The organism is Pseudarthrobacter sp. NKDBFgelt (assembly GCF_046097905.1).
Taxonomy (GTDB): Bacteria; Actinomycetota; Actinomycetes; order Actinomycetales; family Micrococcaceae; genus Arthrobacter; species Arthrobacter polychromogenes.
In genome coordinates, this window is the sequence record NZ_JBJURL010000035.1 from 1 (window position 1) to 21,728 (window position 21,728).

Sequence of the window (21,728 nt, forward strand, 5' to 3'; positions counted from 1 at the left end):
TTCTTAGGAAGCCAGGACCTCGTCGAGAACGCTTGCAGCCTTCTCCTCGTCGGTCTTCTCAGGGCAACCCTGCGCTTCGGCGTCGGCACTCCCGGCGGCCCGCTCGCGGCGGCCGAACTGAACGAGGTCACCGCCCTTGCGGGCGAGGCGCCGTCCATCATCCTGTCCTACAAGGACTTCAACCAGGCTCCCCCCATCACGGAACTGGAGGCAGTCCGCACCCGCGGCGCCCTCACCCTGCTGACCTGGGAACCCTGGGCGTGGGGCGGCGGGACAGCGCAGCCCGCGTACTCCCTGGACCGGATCGCCGCCGGGGACTTCGACCCCTACCTGCGCCAGTGGGGCCAGGCGCTGGCCGGCTGGGGCCACCCGGTGATGCTGCGCTTCGGGCACGAAATGAACGGCAACTGGTACCCATGGTCGGAGCAGGTCAACGGCAACGGGTCCGGCGACTACGTGGCCGCGTGGCAGCACGTGCACGGCGTGGTGACGGCGGCCGGTGCCACCAACATCACCTGGGTGTGGAACCCCAACGTGCCGTACTGGGGGTCGGTGCCGCTGGCCGGCCTGTACCCCGGCGCGGCGTACGTGGATGCCGTGGCGCTGGACGGCTACAACTGGGGCACCTCCGCCTCCTGGAGCTCCTGGGTGTCCCCGTCCCAGCTCTTCGGCGACGGCCTGTCCCAGCTCCGGACCCTGGCCCCGGGCAAGCAGATCCTCATCGCCGAAACATCCTCGGCCGAGCAGGGCGGCTCCAAGGCAGACTGGATCACCGCCCTGGTCAGCTACCTCTCCGCCCAGCCGGACATCACCGCAGTGACCTGGTTCCACTACAACAAGGAAACCGACTGGCGGATCAACAGCAGCACCTCGTCCGCCGACGCCTTCAAACAGGCACTGGCCGCCCGCCGGTAACGCAAAAGCAAGTGGTCCTCCCGCCGCGCCGGAAAAAGTAGAGTACCGGCTACTCGTGCCCTCCGCGGGCTGTACTCATAGATTCGGGGAAAGCCCGCGCGGGTGCGGGGCGGGACCGAAGCTTACGGGGGACGAAGCGTGGCACTACAACCGGCGGACGGAACCATGCGGACAGAGCGCCCGGGGTTCCTGCTGGACCTCATCACGGGTGCGGACACTGACCTGGGTTCGGTGCGGCGGCTGGCGGAGGCCGGCGCGCAGGCCCTCGCCGGGTCCGCGGACTGCGCTGCCCTGCTGATCCGGCCCGGCGGCCCGCCCGTCATTGCGGGCAACAGCACTGCCGCCGAGGCCCTGGCCACCTCCGAGGACCGGAACGGCGACGGGCCGCTGACCCATACCGTCGGCACGGCCGAAGTGGTGAAGGTGGACCGCACAACATCCACCAGGTGGCAGGCATACCGACGGCGGCTCTCGGCTTCCGGATTCGGCGCAGCGTTGGCTCTTCCGCTGGAGCTGGAGGACCGCACGTCCTGCGCGCTGCTGTTCCTTGTCCGCGGCACCACCGGGCTGACGCCGGACCTGGTGGCCGAGGCCCGGTGGTTCGCGGAAGTGGCCGCCCAGAGCATGAAGCTGGCCCTCGAGGTGCGCAGCGTCCGGTCAGCCGGGGACAACCTGAAGACCGTCCTGGAGAGCCGCACCTCCATCGATGTGGCGTGCGGCGTGATCATGGCCCAGAACAGCTGCACTTATGCCGAGGCGTTCAGCAAGCTGGCGGGCGCGTCGCGCCAGCGGAACCTGAAGGTGCGCAGCGTTGCCGAGAATGTGGTGAAGTCACTGGCCGGCGCGGCCCCGGCAGCGCGGCTCGATCCGCCTGCCCCGGCGTAGGCTATCCCGCAGGCTCGCTGTCCGGTGAAAACGTGTGCGTCCACTGGGTGGTGGCCCCGGCCGCCAGCGAGTACTTGGGAAGGGAACGCGCGGAAACAGCGACTGTGCCGGAGCCGGGATACTCGCCGGCCTTGACGGCTGCTCCGTCCCGCACGTATTCAACGCCCCTGGAGGATGGGACGGTGAAGGTGTCCTTCTTGGTGCCGTCCTTGTCCGTGAACTTCACGGCTTTGGGCAGCACAACGCCGGCCGGCAAGTCCTCATTGGAGAGGTCCAGGGCCTCCGCTGCGTCCACCAGTCCGTGGCCGCAGCCTTCGGGGCAGTCAACGGCCAGCGGCCGGGCCGTGGCCTCGAGCCTCTTCTCCACCATCTCGGGCGTGTAGCTGCTGCCCACCTCGGACATCAGCAGGGCGGCGATCCCGGAAACGTGGGGGGCCGCCATGGACGTGCCCTGCATAAAGGCGTAGGCCTCGAGCCCGGGGGTGGTGGCACCGAAGTTGGAGGTGGAGAGGATGCCTTCGGTGAACTGGCTGGTGATGTCGCCGCCCGGTGCCGTTACATCGACGTCGTCCCCGTAGTTTGAGTAGGAGGCGCGGGCGCCGGTGCGTCCGGAGGCAGCCACCGTAATGACCTTCTTGCAGTTTGCCGGACTCATGCCGGAGGCCGGGCGGTTCGAGTTTCCGGCGGCCACCACCACGGCGGCGCCGGCCTTATGGGCGAGGTTGATGGCGTTCTGCAGCGTGACGGAGCAGGGGCCGTCCCCGCCGACGCTGAGGTTGATAACGCGGGCGGGGTTGGGGTTGACCGGCAGGCCGGCCACCTGCCCGCCGGCGGCCCAGATGATGGAATCGGCCACGTCCGATTCGTAGCCGCCGCAGGCCCCGAGGGCGCGGACGGGAAGCAGCCTGGCTTCGGGCGCCACTCCAGCGACGCCGTCCTTGTTGTTGGCCACGGCGGCGATGGTCCCGGCCACGTGGGTCCCGTGCCAGGAGGACGTACCGCTCTCGCCGCCGATGCCGCACAGTTCCCCGGCGAACCAGTCCCCCTCGTCCTGCGGGTTGGCGTCACGCCCGTCGCCGTCCCGCGCGTTGGCGGCGTCAACGATCATGTCGTAGCCGGGCAGCACCCGGGGATTCAGTTCGGAATGGCTGGTGATTCCGGTGTCCACCACCGCCACCACTGTCCCCTCGCCGCGGTTCACGTCCCAGGCGCCGGGGAGCCGGATGCCGGCGGCGTCATCCCACAGGTTCCACTGAAACTGGTACCCGGGATCGTTGGGGGCCTCGGCGGCCGGGTGCATGATGATGTCCGGCTCGGCATAGGCCACGCCCGGGGCGGAACGCAGTGCTGCCAGGAAGGCCTCGGCTTCGGCGCCCGGAAGGGGCCGGCTGGTTCTCACCACCTGTGCGCCGGCGGCGGTGCCTTTGACCTTTTGGGCAGCGATGCCCACCCTGCCTGCTGCCATCCGCGCTGCCTCGGAGGTTGCCGCTGCCTCAGACCCGATGCCGGGACCACCCTGGATCCCCACAATGAACTGGTCGGTGGCGGGGGATGCAGCGGGCGCCGCACGCTGCGGGGTTGGCCGGATGTTGTCCAGTTCGCCGTCGGCCCGGGCAGGAAGGGCCAGGGTTGTGTTCGCCAGGACAGCAGCCACAGCGAGGGCGACGGCGGTACGGGGGCTGAAGCGGTGGGTCATGGGCGGGCATCCTTCAAGGACAGGCGCCAAGCGCTGGGTGCCGGCGCGCGGACAGACTCACCCCCGCCCCGATTCTAGCCACAAGCAGGAGGGGGAAGAAGGGGCAGCGGCAAATATCCCGGACCCGTGCAAATGGTCGGCAGCGCGCCTGGGTCCATCTGAGCCGCCATCCCGAATCGCTCCGGACAGGGATTGGCACATAATGCCTGCGGGCACCCACATATTTCCAGTGTTTTGCCTTTTTTGGGGAGCGGCTCTCCATAGGATTCCTCCATGTGGACCAAACAGAGCCAGAGCTTCTGCCCCGCATGCGGCAGGACTACCCATCACGTGACTCACTTTCACAAGGACGACGCCGGCACGCTTGTTGCCAGCGCACGTTGTGCTGAGTGCCCGCAACCGGGTATTCCCGCCGAAAACCACATGCCCGCCCCGCTATGGAAATCCCACGGCGTTCCGGCGGTCTGACGTGAGTACCGGAAGCATGATCTCAGTGCCCTACCTGGCAAAGGCGAGTAACGGGTACTCGGGCGGCATGTGTTGCACAAGAGGTTAATAAATCAGCGGGGGCACCAGCTTCCTCAGGGACCTGGACGCGACAGCGTTGGGGCGGAACGTTTAAGGAGTACCGTGAAGAAATCGATCAAACGAGCCCTGGGCCAAGGGCTGGCAACAGTCCTTGTCGTCGCCGGGCTAGGAGCATTTGGGGGACCTGCGAGCGCCACGGTGCCGCCACCGCCCCCGCCGCCGCCAGCGCCAATTTTTGGCACCGCCGGCTCCGATTACACAGGTGTGGGAAATCCCCCCACCGCCGACAAGCCGCAGAGCAAGCTGTGGTGGAACGATGGCGCCTGGTGGGCCGATATGTGGACCTCAGGAGGTTGGAAGATCCACAAGCTGGACAGGGCCGCCAAAAAGTGGGTGGATACCGGCGTGGGGGTGGACAACCGTGCCAACACGTCTGCGGACACCCTCTGGGACGGCACCTACCTCTACATAGCCCACCATGTGGTCACCATCTCTACTGAAGACGGGCCAAAGGCGTCCCGCCCGGATTCCCCGGCCAGGCTGTACCGCTACAGCTATGCCGACGGAAAATACACGCGGAGCAGCGGGTTTCCCACCACTATCACCACGAACAGCAGCGAATCGATGACCATCGACAAGGACAGCACCGGCGCAATCTGGGCCACCTGGACCCAGGTGTCCGGAGTCCAGACCGGTGGCTACGCCAGCAAGGTAATGGTCAACAACTCGTCAGAGGGCGGAAAGTCTTGGGGCACGCCGCAGTCCCTGACTGGTGTGGACGCCACCGTTGCTCCGGATGACATTTCGTCCCTCGTTGCCTTTGGCAAGAACAAGATTGGCGTCATGTGGTCTGATCACACAACGGGTTCCGTCTGGTGGGCCAGCCGCACTGACGGCCAGTCCCCCACCTCGTGGAAGGTCCAGTCCGCCGTCCGCGGGCCAAACCAGGCTGACGACCACCTCAACATCAAGTCGCTGCAGGCAGACACCACCGGCCGCGTCTTTGCTGCGGTCAAGACGAGCTTCGATATGAACTCCACGGCAAAGAAGTCGGACCCGCAGTTGCAGCTGCTGGTGTTCAAGCCGGCCACGGGAGCCTTCGACAAGTTCACCATCTCCACGATCGGCGACTGCCACACCCGCCCGCAGATTGTGCTCGACCCGGAAAACAACAAGATTCATGCCTTCCAGTCGGGTCCGGCAACAACGGTGTCGGGTTGCCCCTACAGCGGGACGTCCGGCGCCATCTACCAAAAGACGGCTTCCATGGATGACCCCGTTTTCGCCGACGGCCGCGGTACCCCCGTTATCCAGGACTCCACCCCCAGCGTCAACAACGTGACCACCAGCAAGCAGCCTGTTACCAGCAAGAGCGGCATGGTGGTTCTGGCCAGCGACGACGACGACAAGCGCTACTGGTTCGCTGACTTTGGCATCGAGGGTGACGGCGACGACGGTGGCGAGTATGTACCGCCGGCAGTTTCACCCTTCGCTGATGTGGCATCAGACCAGGTCTTCTACAAGGAAATGGCCTGGCTCGCGGAGAAGGGGGTCTCAAATGGCTGGACGGAGCCGGACGGCACTAAGACCTACCGCCCTTTTGAGCCGGTATACCGTGATGCGATGGCGGCGTTCCTGTACCGCCTCGCCGGGAAGCCGGACTTCACCCCACCTGCCGTGTCGCCTTTCGCGGACGTCACACCCAACACCCTGTTCTACAAGGAGATCACCTGGCTGGCTAAGCAAGGAATTTCCGAAGGCTGGACGGAGCCGGACGGCAGCAAGACCTTCCGCCCATATGCTTCGGTAAGCCGGGATGTCATGGCGGCGTTCATGTACCGGCATGCCGGTAAGCCTGCCTTCACTGCGCCTGCCGTGTCGCCCTTCACGGACGTCACTCCCGGCATGGTGTTTTACAAGGAGATGACGTGGCTGGCTAAGGAAGGAATTTCCGAAGGCTGGACGGAGCCGGACGGCAGCAAGACCTACCGCCCGTCCGTGTCGGTTAACCGCGATGTCATGGCGGCGTTCATGTACCGCTATAACGACAAACTGGGTTCGCTATAGCAAAAGCATCACAGGGCTGCTTCCCGGAGGACGGACGGATATTCCGTTCCGGACTCTGGGAAGCAGCCCTTTTTTGATGTCTGTGGGTTGAAGCACCATTAGTGACCAGGGCGGATGTCCTCCGGCGACGCCGGCGGCGCCCGCCATGTCCGCGGGTCCGCGCGGGTGCCGTAACCTTGTAGGGATTCCTGCTTCGCTGGCGGACACACACCTGGGAGGGTTCTGTCCGGGCACCAGGGCAGGCATCCGTTTCCCATCGGTCTCACATAAGGCGCAGTCGTGAACACTACTTCTCCCCAGGGGAGCACCCTTGGCCCGCTCGAGGACCTGGGCTGGACCGCTCTCTCCGTCAGCGTGGCGCTGGTCCTGCTGCCCGCGATCGGCCTGAAGGCGCTGGGCCAGTCCTTCTTCCCGAAGACTCCCAAAGCTGAAGAACGCCACTACCTGATCCAGTAATGGTCCGTAAGCCCGCCAGCAGCACCAAACACCGTGCAGTGCTCTCCGCCGCGGCGGCCGCGCTGCTCGCCCTTGCAGGCTGCGCTCCCGCCTCAAGCCCGGCACCGGACACCAACGGCACTGCGACTGGCACTGGCAGCGCCCACAGTACGCTTCCCGGCTCCCACGTCCACGGGATCGCCGTCAGCGGCGAAACCAGCCAGGTGCTCCTGGCCACCCACGACGGACTGTTCGACGTCACCACCGCCCCGGCCACCAAAATCGGCGCGACCAACGACCTCATGGGCTTCACCCCCGGCCCCTCAGACGGCGTCTTCTACGCCTCCGGCCACCCCGGACCGGGCTCGGACCTCCCCAACCCGCTGGGCCTGCTGAAAACGTCCGACGGCGGCAAAACCTGGGAGCCGCTCTCACGGCAGGGCGAATCCGACTTCCACGCACTGACCGCCACCCAGTCGGGAATCGTTGCCTTCGACGGTGTACTGCGGACCAGCCCGGACGGCAAAACCTGGACCACCGTCGCCGCAGACTTCGCCCCGGCCGTCCTCGCCAGTCACCCGGACAGCACCACCGTCCTGGCCACCACCCAGGACGGGATCCAGCGCTCAACGGACTCAGGCAGCACCTGGACCCAGCTGGAGAACGGCCCGGTGATCCAGTTCGCGGCGTTCGCCCACCCGGCGGAAGCCGTGGGCGTAGAACCGGACGGCACTGTCCACTACTCTGCAGACGCCGGCGAAACGTGGACCGAACACGGCCGCATCGACGCCGAAGTCATGGCAATCGCCGCCCTCAAGGGCGAGGATGGCCGCCCCTGGATCTGGGCGGCCACGGCGGACGGGGTCATGGTGTCCACGGACGGCGGCATGACTTTCCGGCCCGCAGACGCGGACTGAGCAGACGCGGACTGAGCAGCCGCCCGCGGCCGCCCGCCTAGTGGCGCGCCCTGAACCGGATCAGTCCCGCCGCCAGGAGGCCCGCTCCGCCAAGAGAGGCCAGCATCCCGCCAAGGGCTGCAACGTATTCGGTGATGGTCATTGTCTCCACTCCCCTTCCGTACTGCCTGGGTGCCCAAACTATGCCCGGATGCTCAGGATTGCGTGAAGGATCGCCCGCGTGTTTGGTCAAGATCTGTGCAGTTCCCTGCCACGGACTCCAGGCGGGAATGCACGACGGCGGTGCGCGCCGCCGTCGTACCTCTCGCCTAAATGTTCACCTTCCGTTAGCTTTCGCTTGATATGCAGGACGCGTGGCCTCCTCCCCTCCGTCCCGTCTCCGCTGTGAAGCCGTCCACGCCCACGCTAGGTGACCTCGGTTTCGAGGCGATGGTCCTGAGCGGCGATACGCCCTCGGGAGAGATCGAGGCGCTGTTCCGTGAGGACCGCGGGCTCCGGGCCGTGGTGGTTGAGGTCCGCGGAATCCCCGCCCTGCTGACGCGGGACCAGCTGGACCACCAGATGACCGGGCGGCTGGGCTACGGGCGCGCGCTGAACGCCCGCGTGACGGCCGAGGCGCTGGTGCCCTGCACCACCTTCAGCCTGCCGCCGTCCCTGGACCTTCGGGCGGCCGCCGCCGCGCTGCTGGACCGGCCTGAGGAGAGCAGGTACCAGGATGTGCTCGTGATTCCCGCCTCGGGGACCCCGCGCGTGGTGCCCGTCTCGCAGGTCCTGGAGGGCCTTTCGGATGTGTTCCGGCATGCCGCGTTCCATGACCCGCTCACGGGCCTGGCCAACAGGCTGGGACTGGAAGAGTCGGGGCAGGCCCTGCTGGCCGGCTCCGGTTCTGCCCGGACGGCGGCGCTTTACGTGGACCTGGACGATTTCAAGGTCATCAACAACACGTTCGGGCACAGGGCCGGGGACGGTGTGCTCACGGCCTTCGCGGCGAGGCTTAAGGCCTGCACCAGGGTTGCGGACAGGGTGGCCAGGCTGGGCGGGGACGAGTTCGCCGTGCTGCTGGCCGACGTCGATGAAGCCAGTGCCCGCGCCCTCGCGGACCGGATCCTCCGTGTCCTGGATGAGCCGTTCGTCCATGACGGACACCTGCTCCACGTCTCCGCCACCCTGGGGCTGGCCATGGCCGCGGATGTCGGGGCAGGCGATACTGGGGCACGCGATACGGGGGCACGCGACGGCGGGGCAGGTGTCAGGGCCAGCTGGCGGGCGCCCGGGACGCAGCTCGAAGACCTGCTGCGCCAGGCGGATGCGGCGATGCTGCAGGCCAAGCACGAAGGCAAGCGCAGGCTGGGCCGCATCGATCCGTCCCGGCCGGAAAGCCGGTTCGCCCGCCAGGCCCTGATCCGCCGTCGGCTGCCCCACGCCCTCAGCAGCGCAGCGTTCAGCCTCCACTACCAGCCGCTGATGGACATTCCCACCGGCGACTGCCCCGCGGTGGAGGCTCTGCTGCGCTGGCACGACCCTGAACTGGGCGCCGTCTCCCCCACCGAGTTCATCCACGTGGCCGAGCACACCGGCATGATTCACGCCATGGGCCAGTGGGTGATAGACCAAGCCTGCGCGCAGGCCCGGCTATGGGCGGACGCCGGCACGCCGCGGGCCATTTCGGTAAATATTTCGCCGTTGCAGCTGGCCGCCGGAAACCTGGCCACGGTCATCCACAGATCCCTGCAACGGCACGGGGTACCGCCCTCGCTGCTGAACGTCGAGATCACGGAGAGCGCCGCCATCGTGGATCTTTCATCTGCGGCGGCCCAGCTGCGCACGCTGATCGGGGCGGGCATTGGGGTGGCCCTGGACGACTACGGGACGGCGTATTCGTCCCTCTCACTGCTCAGGGAGCTTCCCCTCACCGGGCTGAAGCTGGACAAGTCCTTTATCGACACCATCGATACCGATCCCACCTCGGCTGTCCTCGTGGCCAACGTCATGGCGTCCGCCAGGGCCCTGGGCCTTCGAACCACCGCCGAGGGCGTGGAGCGGGAATCGCAGCTGGCAGTCCTGCGCGAGCTGCGCTGCGACACCGCCCAGGGCTACCTCATCGCTCGGCCGCTGCCTCCGGCTGAGCTCGCTCTGCTCAGCCGGCGGCGAGTGCCCTGATGCCGGCGGCCGTGCCCTCCGCTGCGCCGGCCGCGTCCTCCGCTGCGCCGGTCTTGGCTTCACTGGGCGGGGCCGGGTACAACCGGGAGGGAAGGGCTGCGACGTGGTCCAGGGTGGTGTCCAGGACCCGCGAGATGCTGCACTGCGAGCAGTGGACTGCGACGGCGATCGAGCCGGCCTTCCTGCCGGTAATGCCGGGGAACTCGACCACCAGGTGGAGGTCGGTATCGCAGTTTGCGCACCAGGGGCGCTTTCCGCGCGGCTGGTGCATTTCCCGGGGCACGTAACTGGTGGCGGCGGGAGCGGTCACAGCGTCAGGCCGCGACATGCGAGCTGGCGTCCCTGGGCAAACGGTAGAGTGTGCTGCTGCCATGGTGGCTCTTCTCAACGAGGGTGCAAACAAAAAGGGGGAACGGGATGATGTTTGCGCAGCACCGGCAAGGTGCAGCGCCAGGATCCCGGGATGGCGTGAGCGGCCGTGGCGGCCATGCAAACTCTGATCCCTCTTCTGAAACCATGTTGACACATTCTCTACGCTGTAGACTTTATGCGTAGACTAGATGATAAGCAAGCTGAGGAATCGTCCACCCAGGGACCGCCCGGCGCCCAGCGGAAGGGATTTCTTATGGCCGACAGTGCCGGCAATCAAACAGGTTCCCGGAAGGCGCCCCTCAGCAAAGAGCTTGTGCTCTCAACGGCACTTGCCCTGGTAGACGCTGAAGGCCTGGATGCCCTGACCATGCGGCGCCTGGGGCAGGAGCTGGACCGGGATCCGATGAGCCTGTACCGCTACGCGGCCAACCGCGCGGCCCTGCTGGACGGCGTTTCCGAACTGGTCCTGGACGAGCTGGCGATCTTCCCTGACGATCCGGACTGGCAGGCCCAGCTCCGCAAAATCGCCCACGATCTGCGACTCCTGGCACTGCGGCACCCCAACGTTGTGCCGCTGCTAGTTACCCGCCCGCTCTCCACACCCCTTGGACTGCGGCCGCTGGGAACACTCCGTCCACTGGAGCAGATCCTTGCCCTGCTGATCGAGGCAGGCTTCTCGCCGGCCGCGGCCCTGCACGTCTACCGCGCCTACTACGGCTTCCTGTACGGCCACATCCTGAACGAACTGCAGGAATACATCGTAGACCCGGAGGAAAACGAGGCCATCCTCCGCCTTGGCCTGCACCGCCTGCCCGCGAAAAGCTTTCCGCACCTCCGGGCGCTCGGCCCGGTCCTTGCCGACTACGACGGCGCCGCCGAACTGGACCAGGGTCTCGCCATCCTGCTCTCCGGCCTGGCCGGCCAGCTCTACGCCGGACAAAGGGAAAGCCCCTCCTAGGAGGGGCCTTCAACGTAGTGGTCAATTGTCTTACGGTCTAGGTCAGCGGTGATGCACTCCCCCTTCCCGGACGCCCCCTGGCGCCCATCCGGACTATGACAAGAACTGACTTTAGTAACTGGATTCCGTCAAGTAAAGGGGTTCGGGCCAAGTAAATTACCCAACCCATCCATCCACATTGTCATGCCTGGTCACCGGCGGGCGCGTGGCCGGCTGCCACAAGTTCACGCCCGCGTTCCGAGGAGCGTTCGCCGGTGCGTTCCGCGGCGCGTCCGGGGGAAGAAGGCACGACGGCGGACTCCAGCCTTGCGTTGGCCCAGCGGCGGACGGGCGTTTCCACCAGGCGGTGGGACGCGATGGCCAGCAGCACCGTCAGAGCCGCAGCCAGCGCCACCCGGAGCCACAGCGAGGGAACGAGCGGCATCAGCAGCAGGTAGACCGGCAGGTGCCAGAGGTATATCGCGTAGGACAGGTCCCGGCCCGGCCCGGCAAGCCACGGGTGGCTGAGGACCCGTCCCGCAAACCCGGACGGCTGCAGGACGAGCGATCCGATCAGCACTGCGGACAGCAGGGACAGCACCGTGGGCCCGGCCGTCCAGAAGGCGCTGAACCAGAGGCCGGGGGTGTCCGGTTCCTTCAGCAGGAGCACGGCGGCCAGGAGGGCGGTTCCGGCAAGCGGCCCGGCCCACCGCGCAGCGTTCCGGAGGGATTCGTGGGGCCGGGATCCGGGGGTGACGGTGGTGAAGACGAGGGCCAGGGTGCACCCGATCAGCAGCTCGTCGGCCCGGGTGTCCGGGCCGTTGTAAAGGCGGTTCAGCGGGGCCCCGAGCAGCACCAGGACGAACCGTTCCAGCAGGAACGCCACAGCCAGCCCGGCGGTGATCCAGGCGACTGTCCGGACCTTCCAGAACCGCAGCAGCACCAGCAGGAGCACCGGCCACACCAGGTAGAACTGCTCCTCGACGGCCAGGGTCCAGGCGGGGCCGAGGGTTTCACCGGCGATGGACTCGCCGAACAGGCCGATCCGCGCCAGGTTCATCACGTAGCCGGCGGCAGGGAGGACATAGCCTTCCTGGCCGGCCCACTTGGACGCCCGGAACACCACTCCCACCGTGACGATCACGCCGCACAGCGCCAGCAGCGCCGGCCAGAGCCTGGCCAGCCGCTTGGCGTAGAAGATCCCCAGCCGCAGCCGCCCCGTGGCCAGGTACTCCTTCATGATCAGGAGGGTGATCACAAAGCCGCTGAGGGTGAAAAACACGTCCACGCCGATGGACCCGCCCGGGACCAGTTCGGTGACGGTATGGAAGAAGAAGACCCCCGCCACGGCGATGGTCCGGAGCCCGTCCAGGGCGTGCTTTCGTCCGGAGATGAGCCCGCGGCCGGGCGCGGCCGGGCGTTCCGGAGCTGACATATTTCCACTGCTTGACCTAAAAACCACCCATCCAGCATATATAACGTTTCGGTAACTGCGCTGGGCGGAAGCTGGACGTAAGCTCCACGCACTCAAAGCAACGCGTACGACGGCGGCGCTTGCCGCCGTCGTACGCCTCACCTTTGGCCTGGGCCTGGTCCCAGCAGGTGCAGCCGGAGCCCGCCACCTTATCGGCGGGTGGCGCGTTCTACGATCTCGTGGGCGATTGCGTAGACCTTCCTGTTTGTCTCCTGGCTTTGCTGGCTCATCAGTTCATAGGCCTCGTCTGCGGTGACACCCAGGCGTCCCATCAGGACGCCCTTGGCCTGTTCGATGACGGCCCGGTTAATAGCCGACGCAGCCACGGCCTCGGTTGCGAGCTGGTGGCGGTCGGAATGGATTGACTGGGTGAGGTCAACCACCACGCCCCACACGCCCACAGGCGCGCCACCCTCAAGGATGTAGTCCGCAGAGTAAAGCAGTTTGTGCTGCCGGTCCTTGCGGTCGCGGATGGACACATAGATGGACGACGGGCCGCCGACCGCTGCAACCCGGTCCCAGTAGGCCTGGACAGCGGGCCGGTCTGCAGGCTCGATGTGGGCGAAGGCCATATCCATGGAAGGGACAACGTCGCCGCGTTCGTATCCATAGATGCGGTACAGGCCTTCCGACCAGTGGAAGATGCCCTCTGCGAAGTAGTACTCGACAAGTCCCGTGGGACAGTCCAGAAAGTCATCGTGGGGGATTCTTGCTGACGAAAGTGCGGGGGAATTATTGCTGGATGTCACTGCGGGCCATTCGGTGTGCTCTGTCCTGGCTTCCCCCGGCCCGGAAACTTAAAGGATGAGAACATCCTAAACGAGGGAACACTCCGCCCGGGCAGCCGCAGCATCATCGCAGGTCAGCCGCCCGTGCGTGCCCCACCTGCCTAGCGTGTCAGGGCGAAGGCGGCCACCGCCAGGACAACCAGGACAAAGACCACAAGGACAGCCAGCCGCCTGCTGCCCTTCGCGGGCCCCTGCCCTCTTCTGCGTCCGTGCTTCCGGTTCATTGCATCTGCCATGCGCCGACTCTACGGAGCCCCGTACACAGGCGCCCGCGTATTGCCTACTTGTCCCCTGAGAGTCCACTACTGGCTTCCGCGGGCCGGCACCAAAGCTGGCTGCGGATATCCGCAGACTTCCAATTAGTGGTTTCCCTCGGGGACCCGCGTTCGTATGATTCATCCATGCACGTCCGGCTCAGGAACGTACAGGTGGTAGCCAGTTCTCCTTCCAGCAGGAACGGTGATGATGCTCAAGAAGACCGAAACGCAGGCACTCACGGACGTGGTGGACCGGCTCGCCGCGCACTTCCCCGGCCAGCCGCGCTCCGTGATCGAGGACGTGGTTGCCCATGAACACAGCCTGTTTGATGAGGGCCGCGTCCGGGACTACGTCCCCATCCTGGTTGAACGCGCCGCGAAGCTCCGGCTGGCCCGCCAGCACCGCTTGGTCCCGGCACCGGTAAGGCAGTAACGGCGCAGCGGGGTCCACTGGGTCTGCCGGAACAGCTCAGCAGCCTGCTTCGCCAACTGCTGGTCTCTTGGGGCGGGCACAACGACGGCGGCGCGGGGCCGCCGTCGTTCGGCTGGAGTGAGGGCTCGGGGCTGTTCTACGCGAGCAAGGCGCAGATGTCCGTTACCTCTCCAGTGCCGCTGAACACCCTCTCTTCAGTCCCGTCCTCTTTGAGGGCGAAGGTGAAGTTTCCTTCCAGCAGGAAGAGTCCCGGCCGGTCTGATTTGGACTCCCGTGGATTGGCCACAACATTCAGTCCGGTCACCTTGACCTCGGTGGTGCCGTCAGCCTGCACCTCGGCATGAGTGCTGCCCGTAATGAGGAAGGTTGCTTCTTCCCCGGTCTTGACATTTGTAACGGTTAGTTCCTGACCCGGAGAAGCGATGAAAAAGCGGTCACCGGGAAGATCAACAAATTTGGATTTTCCGGTCACGACCAACTGGACCGGGTACTTACAAAGCTGGTTGGCCTTAAAAGTAACGTCCAGTAGTACATCGTCACTGGGGGGAGCAGCAACGGCGGGCGTGGCGCTGGCGAGAAAGGCAAAAACAGGGCGCACAAAACCATCAGTTTCTTCATCAGAAACTCCATTCAAGAATTGATATGGGCGCGCAGGCAGAAAAGTCGGTATGCATTACGCGCTGGGAACTTGCTAAATACTCGGCGTTGAATGTTCAGCATCGGCGTCGTTACCGCACTAGGTAAATCGGCGGACGGACTGCGGGGTGGGCCGTTCAAGCGCCCGTTCCTCCCGCATCATTTCTCACTTGGCAGTAAGTTCAGCTTCTGTGTCGGCTATTTCGCGATCACTAGATGGGAGGATATTAGTCCTCCATTTTCGCGCCTGGGAAGCACTAACTGTGAAGTAGGGGGCCCGCACAATAAGTGAGGGCACTGCCTCCGAAAGCAGTAACGGCGCAGTAACGCGCGTCTGGTCAACTCGATCCTGTGTTCCCTCGCATGTGAGGACGGGGTTATGGAACAGGGGTGGAGTTCCCTCCGGGTGGCGGGCCTGGCGCTGGACGTTCCCAGCGCGCTGGCCCCCTCGCCTGAACGCGGCATCGAGGGCAGCGCCGCTGTCCTGGAGGGTGCCGGCATGCGCCTGACCGTTGATGCGAGCCTCTTCGCCGATCCCCTCACCCGCTATGCAGCCAAACCCGGCTACGAACACTGGCGGGAACCCGTAGGCAGCAACCTCGCTGACTTTGTCGTGTTCGAGGAAGGCGGCACCCGCACCGTTGCCGCCACCATCCCCGGCCGCGCCACCGCCGTCGTCCATCTGCCCGCCGGCGCCCAACGGGACGTCGCCCTGCAGATCCTGCGAAGCATCAGAACAGATCAAGGAGAATCCAATGCCTGAAGAGCAGTACCGCGGGGCCCCGTACCTGGCCGCCGTCGAAAACACCTCCCCCGGCGAGCGCCATGCCGGCTTCAGCAAAGTGCAGACGTACCTCGAGCGGTTCGGCTATCTGGGCCCAGCCACGCCCCGGGAACTGGGCGTCCTGGACGACCCCACCGAAGGGGCCCTCCGGAGTTTCCAGGAGTTCTTCCACCTGCCGGTCACGGGCGTTTTTGACGACGCCACCCGCGAAGCCATGATGCGGCCACGCTGCGGGCTGCCCGACGTGCGGCCGGGCGAACTCGCCTTCTCCACCACGTGCGCATGGGCGGACAGGACACTGACGTACGCCTTTGACACCGGCACGGCCGACGTCGCCGGCAACGCCGAGTTCGACGCGATCCGGCAAGCCATCCAGACCTGGCAGGCCGTGGGCGGGCTGGCCTTCACCGAGGTGGCCGTGGGCTCCAGCCCGGACATCCGCATCGGGTGGCGGCCGGCCGCGGACCCGGACCATTCCATGGTGGGCGGCGTCCTGGCCCACGCCGACTTCCCGCCGGGCTGCAGCGTCATCACCACCACACTGCCCAAGCCGGTCCACTTCGATGACAGCGAGCACGTGTGGAGCGTCGGCGCCGTGGCCAGCGCCTTCGACATCGAGACGGTGGCACTGCACGAGTTCGGCCACATCGTGGGGCTGGCGCACACCAGCGTGGCGAACGCCGTGATGGCCCCCACCGTGTCCTCCAACTTCACCAAGCGTGCCCTCACCCAGGACGACATCGACGGTTTCCGGGCCCTGTACCCGGCTGCCCCCGCGGCCTGGTCCGGCTGGAACTCGCTGGGCGGCGTCATCACCTCGGACGTGACCGTGGCCAACAACAAGGACGGCCGGATGGAGACCTTCGCCCGGGGAACCGACGGCGCCGTGTGGCACCGCTGGCAGACCACCCCCAGCGGCGACTGGTCCGGCTGGAACTCCCTGGGCGGGGTGATCACCTCCGAGATCGCCGCGGCCAACAACCAGGACGGCCGGCTGGAGATCTTTGCCCGCGGCACGGACAACGCCCTCTGGCACCGCTGGCAGACCGCACCCAACGGCAACTGGGCCGGCTGGAACTCCCTGGGCGGCGGCATCACCGGCCCCGCGGCGGTTGGACGCAACGCGGACGGCCGGCTGGAGATCTTCGCCAGGGGCAACGACGGCGCCGTGTGGCACCGCTGGCAGACCGCGCCGAACGGCAACTGGGCCGGCTGGCGCTCCCTGGGCGGGGTGATCACCTCCGAGATTGCGGTGGGCAGGAACGCGGACGGCCGGCTGGAGATCTTCGCCAGGGGCACGGACAACGCCCTCTGGCACAAATGGCAGACCGCACCCAACGGCAACTGGTCCGACTGGCGCTCCCTGGGCGGCATCCTCACCTCCAACATCACCACCGGCAGCAACGCCGACGGCCGCCTGGAGGTCTTCGTCCGCGGCACAGACAACGCCCTCTGGCACAAATGGCAGACCGCACCCAACAGCGGCTGGTCCGACTGGCGCTCCCTGGGCGGGCTGCTGACGTCGGACATCGCCGCGGGCAGGAACGCGAGCGGCCGCCTGGAGGTCTTCGTCCGGGGCACCGACAACGCGCTCTGGCACAAATGGCAGACCGCACCGAACAGCGGCTGGTCCGACTGGCATTCCCTGGGCGGCATCCTCACGTCCAACATCGCGGTGGGCACCAACGCCGACGGCCGCCTGGAAGTCTTTGTCCGTGGCACGGACAACGCCCTCTGGCACAAGTGGCAGACCAGGCCGTTCCTGACCGAGGAGTCCACAGGGGCGTCCGGCGCCGCTTCCATGACCGGGGAGGGCGGCGGGGACACCGCCGGTGCCCTCGGGCAGACAGTGGAGATGCCGGCCGGCGCCATGGAGGAGAGCGTCACCCATAACGGCCATCAGCAGCCCGCCGCCGCTTCCATGCCGGACGGGAGCATGGACGGCGGTTCACAGGACGGTGACGCCAAGAAGTCCGCGGGCAGCAGCGGCACCTCCGTCAAGGAGCAGGAGAAGATGCCGGCGGGAAGCATGGGCGCCTGACCACCTCCAGGACTGAAGCGTACGACGGCGGCGCGCGGCCGCCGTCGTGCGCTCACCAGGGAATTACCCGTCGAACCGGGCGCTGGTGCTGCCGTGCGGCACCACCACGTGCACGGCGTTGCGCTCGATGGTGAAGTCGGCGGGCGTGGCGGTGGCGATCTCGCCGTCGAGGTTCACCGGCATGGGCGGCTCGGTGACCAGCCGGACGCGCTGGCAGGTCAGGTGGTACACGCCGTCGCGCTCCACAAAGCTGCCGTTCTTGAGCATCCGGGCGATCCTGATGTGCTCCCGGAGCGGCGCCCCGGGGATGGCGTAGACATCCAGCAGGTGGTCGTCGATGCCGGCCGTGGGTGAGACCGCGTTGCCGCCGCCGTAGTGCCGGCCGTTGCCAACCGCCACCTGCAGCAGGTTGTCCAGTTCCAGCGTTTCGTGGTCCCCGTCCGGGAACTCGAGGCGGGCACGGAACGGCTGGTGCCGGGCATAGGCGCGGACGGCGGCAACGGCGTAGGCCACGGGCCCGAGGTACCGCTTCAGGCGGGGGCTGAGGGTTTCGGTGACACCCACCGAGAGGCCCACGGACGCAACATTCAGGAAGGGTTGGCCGTTCACGCGCCCCATGTCGATGTCCACCACCTTCCCGCTGGCCAGGGCAGCGCACGCTCCGGGCAGATCGGCCGGGATTTCGAGGGTGCGGGCAAGGTCGTTCGCCGTCCCCAGCGGAAGGACCCCCAGCACGATTTGTGTCCCGGCGAGCCGGCCGGCGGCGAAGGACACCGTCCCGTCACCGCCGCCAACAACCACAAGGTCGTGCCCCTCGGCAACCACCCGGTCCAGGGTCCCGGCCAGCTCGGCGCCGGACAGGATCTGGTGGACGGCGGAGATGGGCAGGCCCGCACTCCGCAGGGTGTCCACTGCCAGCGCCGGCCCCGCCGCTCCCAGGCGCGCCCCGGCGTTGATCACCACGGCAGCGGACTTCGCCTCTTGGGCAAGCATCATGGGGAACATCCTAGGCCGGGCGGGCTGGGAACTCCCTGAGTACGCCCCCTCAGCACGTGCAGGGCGGAAGGTGCGCCCTGCGAGAGGGAAGGCGTACGACGGCGGCGCGCGGCCGCCGTCGTACTGGTCACCTGTGGTGCCGCGCGATTGTGGTGCCGAACAGTCAGGAACGGTTGGTGTAGACGTCGGTGCTGAAGCGGTTCAGCCCCGGGGCGGCGGCGTAGCCGAGGTGGGGCAGGCCGAAGATGTCCTCGATGCTTCCCAGCAGGCTGTAGTGGTTGTAGGCCCGCTGTGATGTTGTGCCGCCTTTGACCTGCGGGGACAGGACCAGCGCACCCACGCGGCCGCCGCCGGCCCCTCCGGGCAGCGAGGACGCGGCGCTTTCCTTTCCTTTGGCTTCGTCGAACGTGATGACCAGGACCCCGTCCTTCTTGAACGCCGCGGAGGCCAGGATGTCCGGGACGTGCTTCTTCAGCCATGCATCGGCCCTGGGCAGGCCGCCCTTTGACCCGTCGCGGCAGGGATCGTCGTGGCCGTCGTTGCACAGGTTGGGGCTGATGTAGGACAGGTTGGGCGTGGTGTCCAGGGAGGTGAGGTCAGCGTCCAGGTTGCTGAAATCCACCACGTTCTCCCGGCATTCGGGCGAGGACGTGATGGCTGTGAAGTACACGAACGGATTGTGCCGGGTGGCGTACTGGGTCTCGGCGCTGGCGTTCTGGTTGGGATCCTTCGCGCCGATTTCCGGGTGCCGGCACGGTGTTCCCATGTCCTCCATGTAGCCCTTCCAGGACTTCCCTGCCGCGCTGAGCTGGCCAGCCAGGGTGGGCACCGAATCCGGGTAGACGCAGCCGCTGCCCTGCACCTGGCCCGGGCTGGCCGTCCCGGTGACGGTGAACGCCTCGTAGTTGTGGCAGTCTCTGCTGGTCACCGGGTTGGGGCCCTGCCCGGAGAGCTGCGCGATGTAGTTGGGCAGCGATGCGTGGCCGATTGCGTAGTACTCCGTCAGCAGCACCCCCTGGGCCCGCAGGGTCTTGGAGAGGTACGGCGCCGGCGAGTCCGGGCCCCACACCTTGTCGTAGGACTTGTTCTCGAGGTTGATCACAAACACGTGGCCCAGTGTTCCGTCCGCGAACTTACCGTCCGCGATCCCGGAGGCCGGTGGGCCGGGTGCCGGGCCTGGAGCGGCCTGGCAGGCTGCAAGGAGAACCGCCGTGATGCAGGCAAGCGCGATCGAACCGCGCCGGCGCCCGAATGCGGGCCCGATTGCGGTCCCGCCTCGGCGCCCGCTTGTGCGGGACGGTTTGCGGGACCGTTTGCGGGGATTGTCAGCCGCCATCAATTCCTGCCTCCCGGGAGGACGGCCGCAGTACCGCCCACCTGGGGTTATCCTGCCACTCCGGCGCCGCCAAAAGATGGGCCCAAAGCCCCGCTCCGCCTACCGAGTCAGGGCGAACGCGGCGATGGCCAGGCCAACCGCCAGGACAACGTTGACGATCACGTACGGCTGGACGCCGCGTTTGGGTTCTTTCGCCATCCTGCGGCGGCCGTGCTTGCGGTTGATAACTTCTGCCATGCATCGAACCTAGGCAGCAGCAGGAGCTGGGGGCCCGAGTAATCGCTACTCGTTTTACTAATCCACACCACTGGGGCGCCGGCTACACGCCCAATTCAGCGCAGCAGCATTCATTGCTTCCAGGTGGCCAGATTCCTATGGTGTTCCCATGGCCTTCAATCAAGTTCAGAGCGATTACGATCAGCTCCAGGGGCTCCTGTCCGGGGGTGGTGACCTCAAGAGTTTCCTGTACGGCCTGACACGCCTCGCGTCCGGGGTGATGACGGAAGCGGCGGGCGCAAGCGTTGAGTGTGCGGTCACCTTGCTCAGGCAGAAACGCCCGGTCACCATCGCAGGCAGCAGCGAGCTTGCCGTTCGTCTGGACGAGATTGAGCAGGCTGTTGGCGGCGGGCCGTGTACTGAGGCTTTGCGGATCGGCAGGCCGGTGCTACTGGCGGACGTCTCCGCCGACTCCCGCTGGCCCACGTACCGCAAGGCGCTGGCTGCGGCCGGATGCGGCAGCTGCCTGGGTGTTCCGCTGGATCCCGGAGAAAACGCGGCGGCGGCACTGAACTTCTTTGCCTCCCCCGCCGGCCCCATCACCGAACAGATGGTCCCCCGGGCCACAGCCTTCGCTGAGTCAGCAGGCCACGCGATGGCTCTGGCAGTCAGAATGGCGGCCAAGGACGAACTCACCAATGACCTGCGGGCAGCCATGGAAAAACGGACCGTCATTGACCTGGCCGCGGGCATCATCATGGGACAAAACCGGTGCACACAGGATGAGGCCATGAAGATCCTGATGGCGGTGTCCAGCAACCGAAACCAGAAACTGGCTGCGGTGGCCGAGGAAGTGGTGGCAGGCGTCTCAGGGAGCCGCAACGTGCGCACGCACTTCGATGATTGAGCGCACGTCCCCGGCGCTCCCCCGGCTACTGCTCCCGGCGGGTCTCCTGCAGCCGCTTGATGAACCAGCGGGACTGTTCCGGCCCGTACGGCAGGACGGGGATGGCCTTGGTGGCATCGTCCGGGGTGTCCCGGATGGACTGGCGTGCCTGGCGGACCGCGGTGCTCAGTGTGTTCGCCATAGTTTTGACGAACTCGTCGCTGCAGGGCTTGCCGTGTCCGGGGATCAGGAACTCGTAGCGGTGGCGCAGCGCTGAGATGTGCCGGAGCGCATCCGCCCACTCCTCAGGGTAGGAGTCCTCGAAGGACGGGTGCGCGCCCTGCTCCACGAGATCGCCCACGAACAGCGTGGTGGGGGTGCCCACCACCAGGTCGCCGTCCGTGTGGCCGCGGCCCAGGTAGAACAGGGTGGCGGTCATCCCGCCCAGGTCCACCAGCACCGGCTGGTCCTTGACGATGGCGTTCGGGACCACGAGTTCCACGTTCTGGCCTTCGCCCACGGACATTTCCGGTTCCAGCGTCCCCACGAAACGGCGCTGCAGGTCCCCGCGCTCCTCGATTTCGGTGGCGCAGTTCTGGTGCGCCCAGAACTCCGTGACGCCGGCTTCGGCGAACACCGCGTTGCCGAAGAAGTGGTCGTAATGGGCGTGGGTGTTCACGACGACGAGCGGCAGCTGGGTCTTTTCCCGCACGGCGTCCAGGATCTCCCGCCCCTGCCGGGGCCCGCAGCCGGTATCGATCACCATGGCCCGCTCGGACCCCACCACCAGCCCGGTGTTGAGCAGCGATCCTTCGGTGACCAGAACATAGTTGTCAGCGCCGACTTCGAGCCATTCCTGCATTGTTTCTCCGTACCTCCGGCAAAAGCAGTGTTCGTTTAGTGGTCGATTGTACCCAGCACTGCTTGGAGTTCCCGGGAGGCCGGGCAAGGACATCGGCGGCGCGCGGC

The 21,728-nt window shown here is 66.6% G+C and carries 21 protein-coding genes; 11 read left to right on the plus strand and 10 right to left on the minus strand.

Annotation, left to right across the window (positions count from 1 at the left end):
* Together ACKAE7_RS11020 and ACKAE7_RS11025 are read left to right on the plus strand one after the other, a co-directional pair.
* On the plus strand, positions 1-915 hold a 915-nt coding region (locus ACKAE7_RS11020; RefSeq protein WP_408979185.1), incomplete at its 5' end, for a glycoside hydrolase family 26 protein.
* Between the two features lie 138 nt (positions 916-1,053).
* Positions 1,054-1,800: an ANTAR domain-containing protein gene (locus ACKAE7_RS11025; protein WP_408979186.1), complete on the plus strand. Its 747-nt coding sequence runs from the start codon at positions 1,054-1,056 to the stop codon at positions 1,798-1,800.
* 1 nt (position 1,801) lies between these two features.
* Here ACKAE7_RS11025 and ACKAE7_RS11030 read toward each other — a convergent pair whose 3' ends face one another.
* Positions 1,802-3,496 carry a S8 family peptidase gene (locus ACKAE7_RS11030; RefSeq protein WP_408979187.1) on the minus strand — a complete coding sequence of 565 codons (1,695 nt, stop codon included), beginning with the start codon at positions 3,494-3,496 and terminating at the stop codon, positions 1,802-1,804.
* 792 nt (positions 3,497-4,288) lie between these two features.
* On the opposite strand from ACKAE7_RS11030, the gene ACKAE7_RS11035 reads away from it, so the two are divergent.
* The 4 genes from ACKAE7_RS11035 to ACKAE7_RS11050 all read left to right on the plus strand — a co-directional run bounded on the left by ACKAE7_RS11035 (position 4,289) and on the right by ACKAE7_RS11050 (position 9,603).
* On the plus strand, positions 4,289-6,091 hold the full coding sequence (locus ACKAE7_RS11035) for an S-layer homology domain-containing protein (RefSeq protein WP_408979188.1): 1,803 nt from the start codon (positions 4,289-4,291) through the stop codon (positions 6,089-6,091).
* Between the two features lie 279 nt (positions 6,092-6,370).
* The gene (locus ACKAE7_RS11040; RefSeq protein ID WP_172801451.1) at positions 6,371-6,547 is read left to right on the plus strand and encodes a hypothetical protein; all 177 of its coding nucleotides are present in this window, start codon (positions 6,371-6,373) and stop codon (positions 6,545-6,547) included.
* Positions 6,547-7,443, plus strand: a complete 897-nt coding sequence (locus tag ACKAE7_RS11045) for a F510_1955 family glycosylhydrolase (protein WP_408979189.1) — start codon at positions 6,547-6,549, stop codon at positions 7,441-7,443. The genes ACKAE7_RS11040 and ACKAE7_RS11045 overlap by 1 nt, the downstream gene beginning before the upstream one ends.
* Positions 7,444-7,827: 384 nt before the next feature.
* Complete coding sequence (locus ACKAE7_RS11050) at positions 7,828-9,603, plus strand: EAL domain-containing protein (RefSeq protein ID WP_408979190.1); 1,776 nt, start codon at positions 7,828-7,830, stop codon at positions 9,601-9,603.
* Here ACKAE7_RS11050 and ACKAE7_RS11055 read toward each other — a convergent pair.
* A complete protein-coding gene (locus ACKAE7_RS11055) occupies positions 9,581-9,913 on the minus strand; it encodes a hypothetical protein (protein WP_408979191.1) in 333 nt (110 codons plus the stop codon). The genes ACKAE7_RS11050 and ACKAE7_RS11055 overlap by 23 nt on opposite strands.
* Before the next feature lie 315 nt (positions 9,914-10,228).
* Between ACKAE7_RS11055 and ACKAE7_RS11060 the strand changes: the two genes are divergently transcribed.
* Positions 10,229-10,933, plus strand: a complete 705-nt coding sequence (locus tag ACKAE7_RS11060) for a TetR/AcrR family transcriptional regulator C-terminal domain-containing protein (protein WP_188809458.1) — start codon at positions 10,229-10,231, stop codon at positions 10,931-10,933.
* Positions 10,934-11,114: 181 nt separating this feature from the next.
* Here the strand turns inward: ACKAE7_RS11060 and ACKAE7_RS11065 are convergent, their stop codons facing one another.
* From ACKAE7_RS11065 to ACKAE7_RS11075, 3 genes are all read right to left on the minus strand, one after another.
* Positions 11,115-12,347 (minus strand): acyltransferase family protein, encoded by a 1,233-nt coding sequence (locus ACKAE7_RS11065; RefSeq protein WP_408979192.1) that lies wholly within the window; start codon positions 12,345-12,347, stop codon positions 11,115-11,117.
* A 188-nt stretch (positions 12,348-12,535) separates the two neighbouring features.
* A complete protein-coding gene (locus tag ACKAE7_RS11070; RefSeq protein WP_408979193.1) occupies positions 12,536-13,135 on the minus strand; it encodes an ANTAR domain-containing protein in 600 nt (199 codons plus the stop codon).
* A gap of 140 nt (positions 13,136-13,275) precedes the next feature.
* Complete coding sequence (locus ACKAE7_RS11075; protein ID WP_408979194.1) at positions 13,276-13,410, minus strand: hypothetical protein; 135 nt, start codon at positions 13,408-13,410, stop codon at positions 13,276-13,278.
* Positions 13,411-13,636: 226 nt separating this feature from the next.
* On the opposite strand from ACKAE7_RS11075, the gene ACKAE7_RS11080 reads away from it, so the two are divergent.
* A complete protein-coding gene (locus ACKAE7_RS11080) occupies positions 13,637-13,864 on the plus strand; it encodes a three-helix bundle dimerization domain-containing protein (protein ID WP_408979195.1) in 228 nt (75 codons plus the stop codon).
* A 136-nt stretch (positions 13,865-14,000) separates the two neighbouring features.
* Here the strand turns inward: ACKAE7_RS11080 and ACKAE7_RS11085 are convergent, their stop codons facing one another.
* Positions 14,001-14,498, minus strand: coding sequence for a hypothetical protein (locus ACKAE7_RS11085; protein ID WP_408979196.1), 498 nt, complete (start codon positions 14,496-14,498; stop codon positions 14,001-14,003).
* Between the two features lie 381 nt (positions 14,499-14,879).
* On the opposite strand from ACKAE7_RS11085, the gene ACKAE7_RS11090 reads away from it, so the two are divergent.
* Together ACKAE7_RS11090 and ACKAE7_RS11095 are read left to right on the plus strand one after the other, a co-directional pair.
* Positions 14,880-15,263 (plus strand): hypothetical protein, encoded by a 384-nt coding sequence (locus ACKAE7_RS11090; RefSeq protein ID WP_408979197.1) that lies wholly within the window; start codon positions 14,880-14,882, stop codon positions 15,261-15,263.
* Positions 15,256-17,325: a matrixin family metalloprotease gene (locus ACKAE7_RS11095; RefSeq protein WP_408979198.1), complete on the plus strand. Its 2,070-nt coding sequence runs from the start codon at positions 15,256-15,258 to the stop codon at positions 17,323-17,325. Before ACKAE7_RS11090 ends, ACKAE7_RS11095 begins: the two co-directional genes overlap by 8 nt.
* Before the next feature lie 63 nt (positions 17,326-17,388).
* On the opposite strand, the gene ACKAE7_RS11100 is transcribed toward ACKAE7_RS11095, so the two are convergent.
* The 3 genes from ACKAE7_RS11100 to ACKAE7_RS11110 form a co-directional block, all read right to left on the minus strand.
* Complete coding sequence (locus ACKAE7_RS11100; RefSeq protein WP_408979199.1) at positions 17,389-18,330, minus strand: lipid kinase; 942 nt, start codon at positions 18,328-18,330, stop codon at positions 17,389-17,391.
* A gap of 154 nt (positions 18,331-18,484) precedes the next feature.
* On the minus strand, positions 18,485-19,429 hold the full coding sequence (locus ACKAE7_RS11105; RefSeq protein ID WP_408979200.1) for an alkaline phosphatase family protein: 945 nt from the start codon (positions 19,427-19,429) through the stop codon (positions 18,485-18,487).
* 327 nt (positions 19,430-19,756) lie between these two features.
* Positions 19,757-19,894 carry a hypothetical protein gene (locus ACKAE7_RS11110; protein WP_408979201.1) on the minus strand — a complete coding sequence of 46 codons (138 nt, stop codon included), beginning with the start codon at positions 19,892-19,894 and terminating at the stop codon, positions 19,757-19,759.
* A 148-nt stretch (positions 19,895-20,042) separates the two neighbouring features.
* Between ACKAE7_RS11110 and ACKAE7_RS11115 the strand changes: the two genes are divergently transcribed.
* A complete protein-coding gene (locus ACKAE7_RS11115) occupies positions 20,043-20,780 on the plus strand; it encodes a GAF and ANTAR domain-containing protein (RefSeq protein WP_408979202.1) in 738 nt (245 codons plus the stop codon).
* Positions 20,781-20,805: 25 nt separating this feature from the next.
* Here ACKAE7_RS11115 and ACKAE7_RS11120 read toward each other — a convergent pair whose 3' ends face one another.
* The gene (locus tag ACKAE7_RS11120) at positions 20,806-21,621 is read right to left on the minus strand and encodes an MBL fold metallo-hydrolase (RefSeq protein ID WP_188809449.1); all 816 of its coding nucleotides are present in this window, start codon (positions 21,619-21,621) and stop codon (positions 20,806-20,808) included.
* Positions 21,622-21,728: the final 107 nt, after the last annotated feature.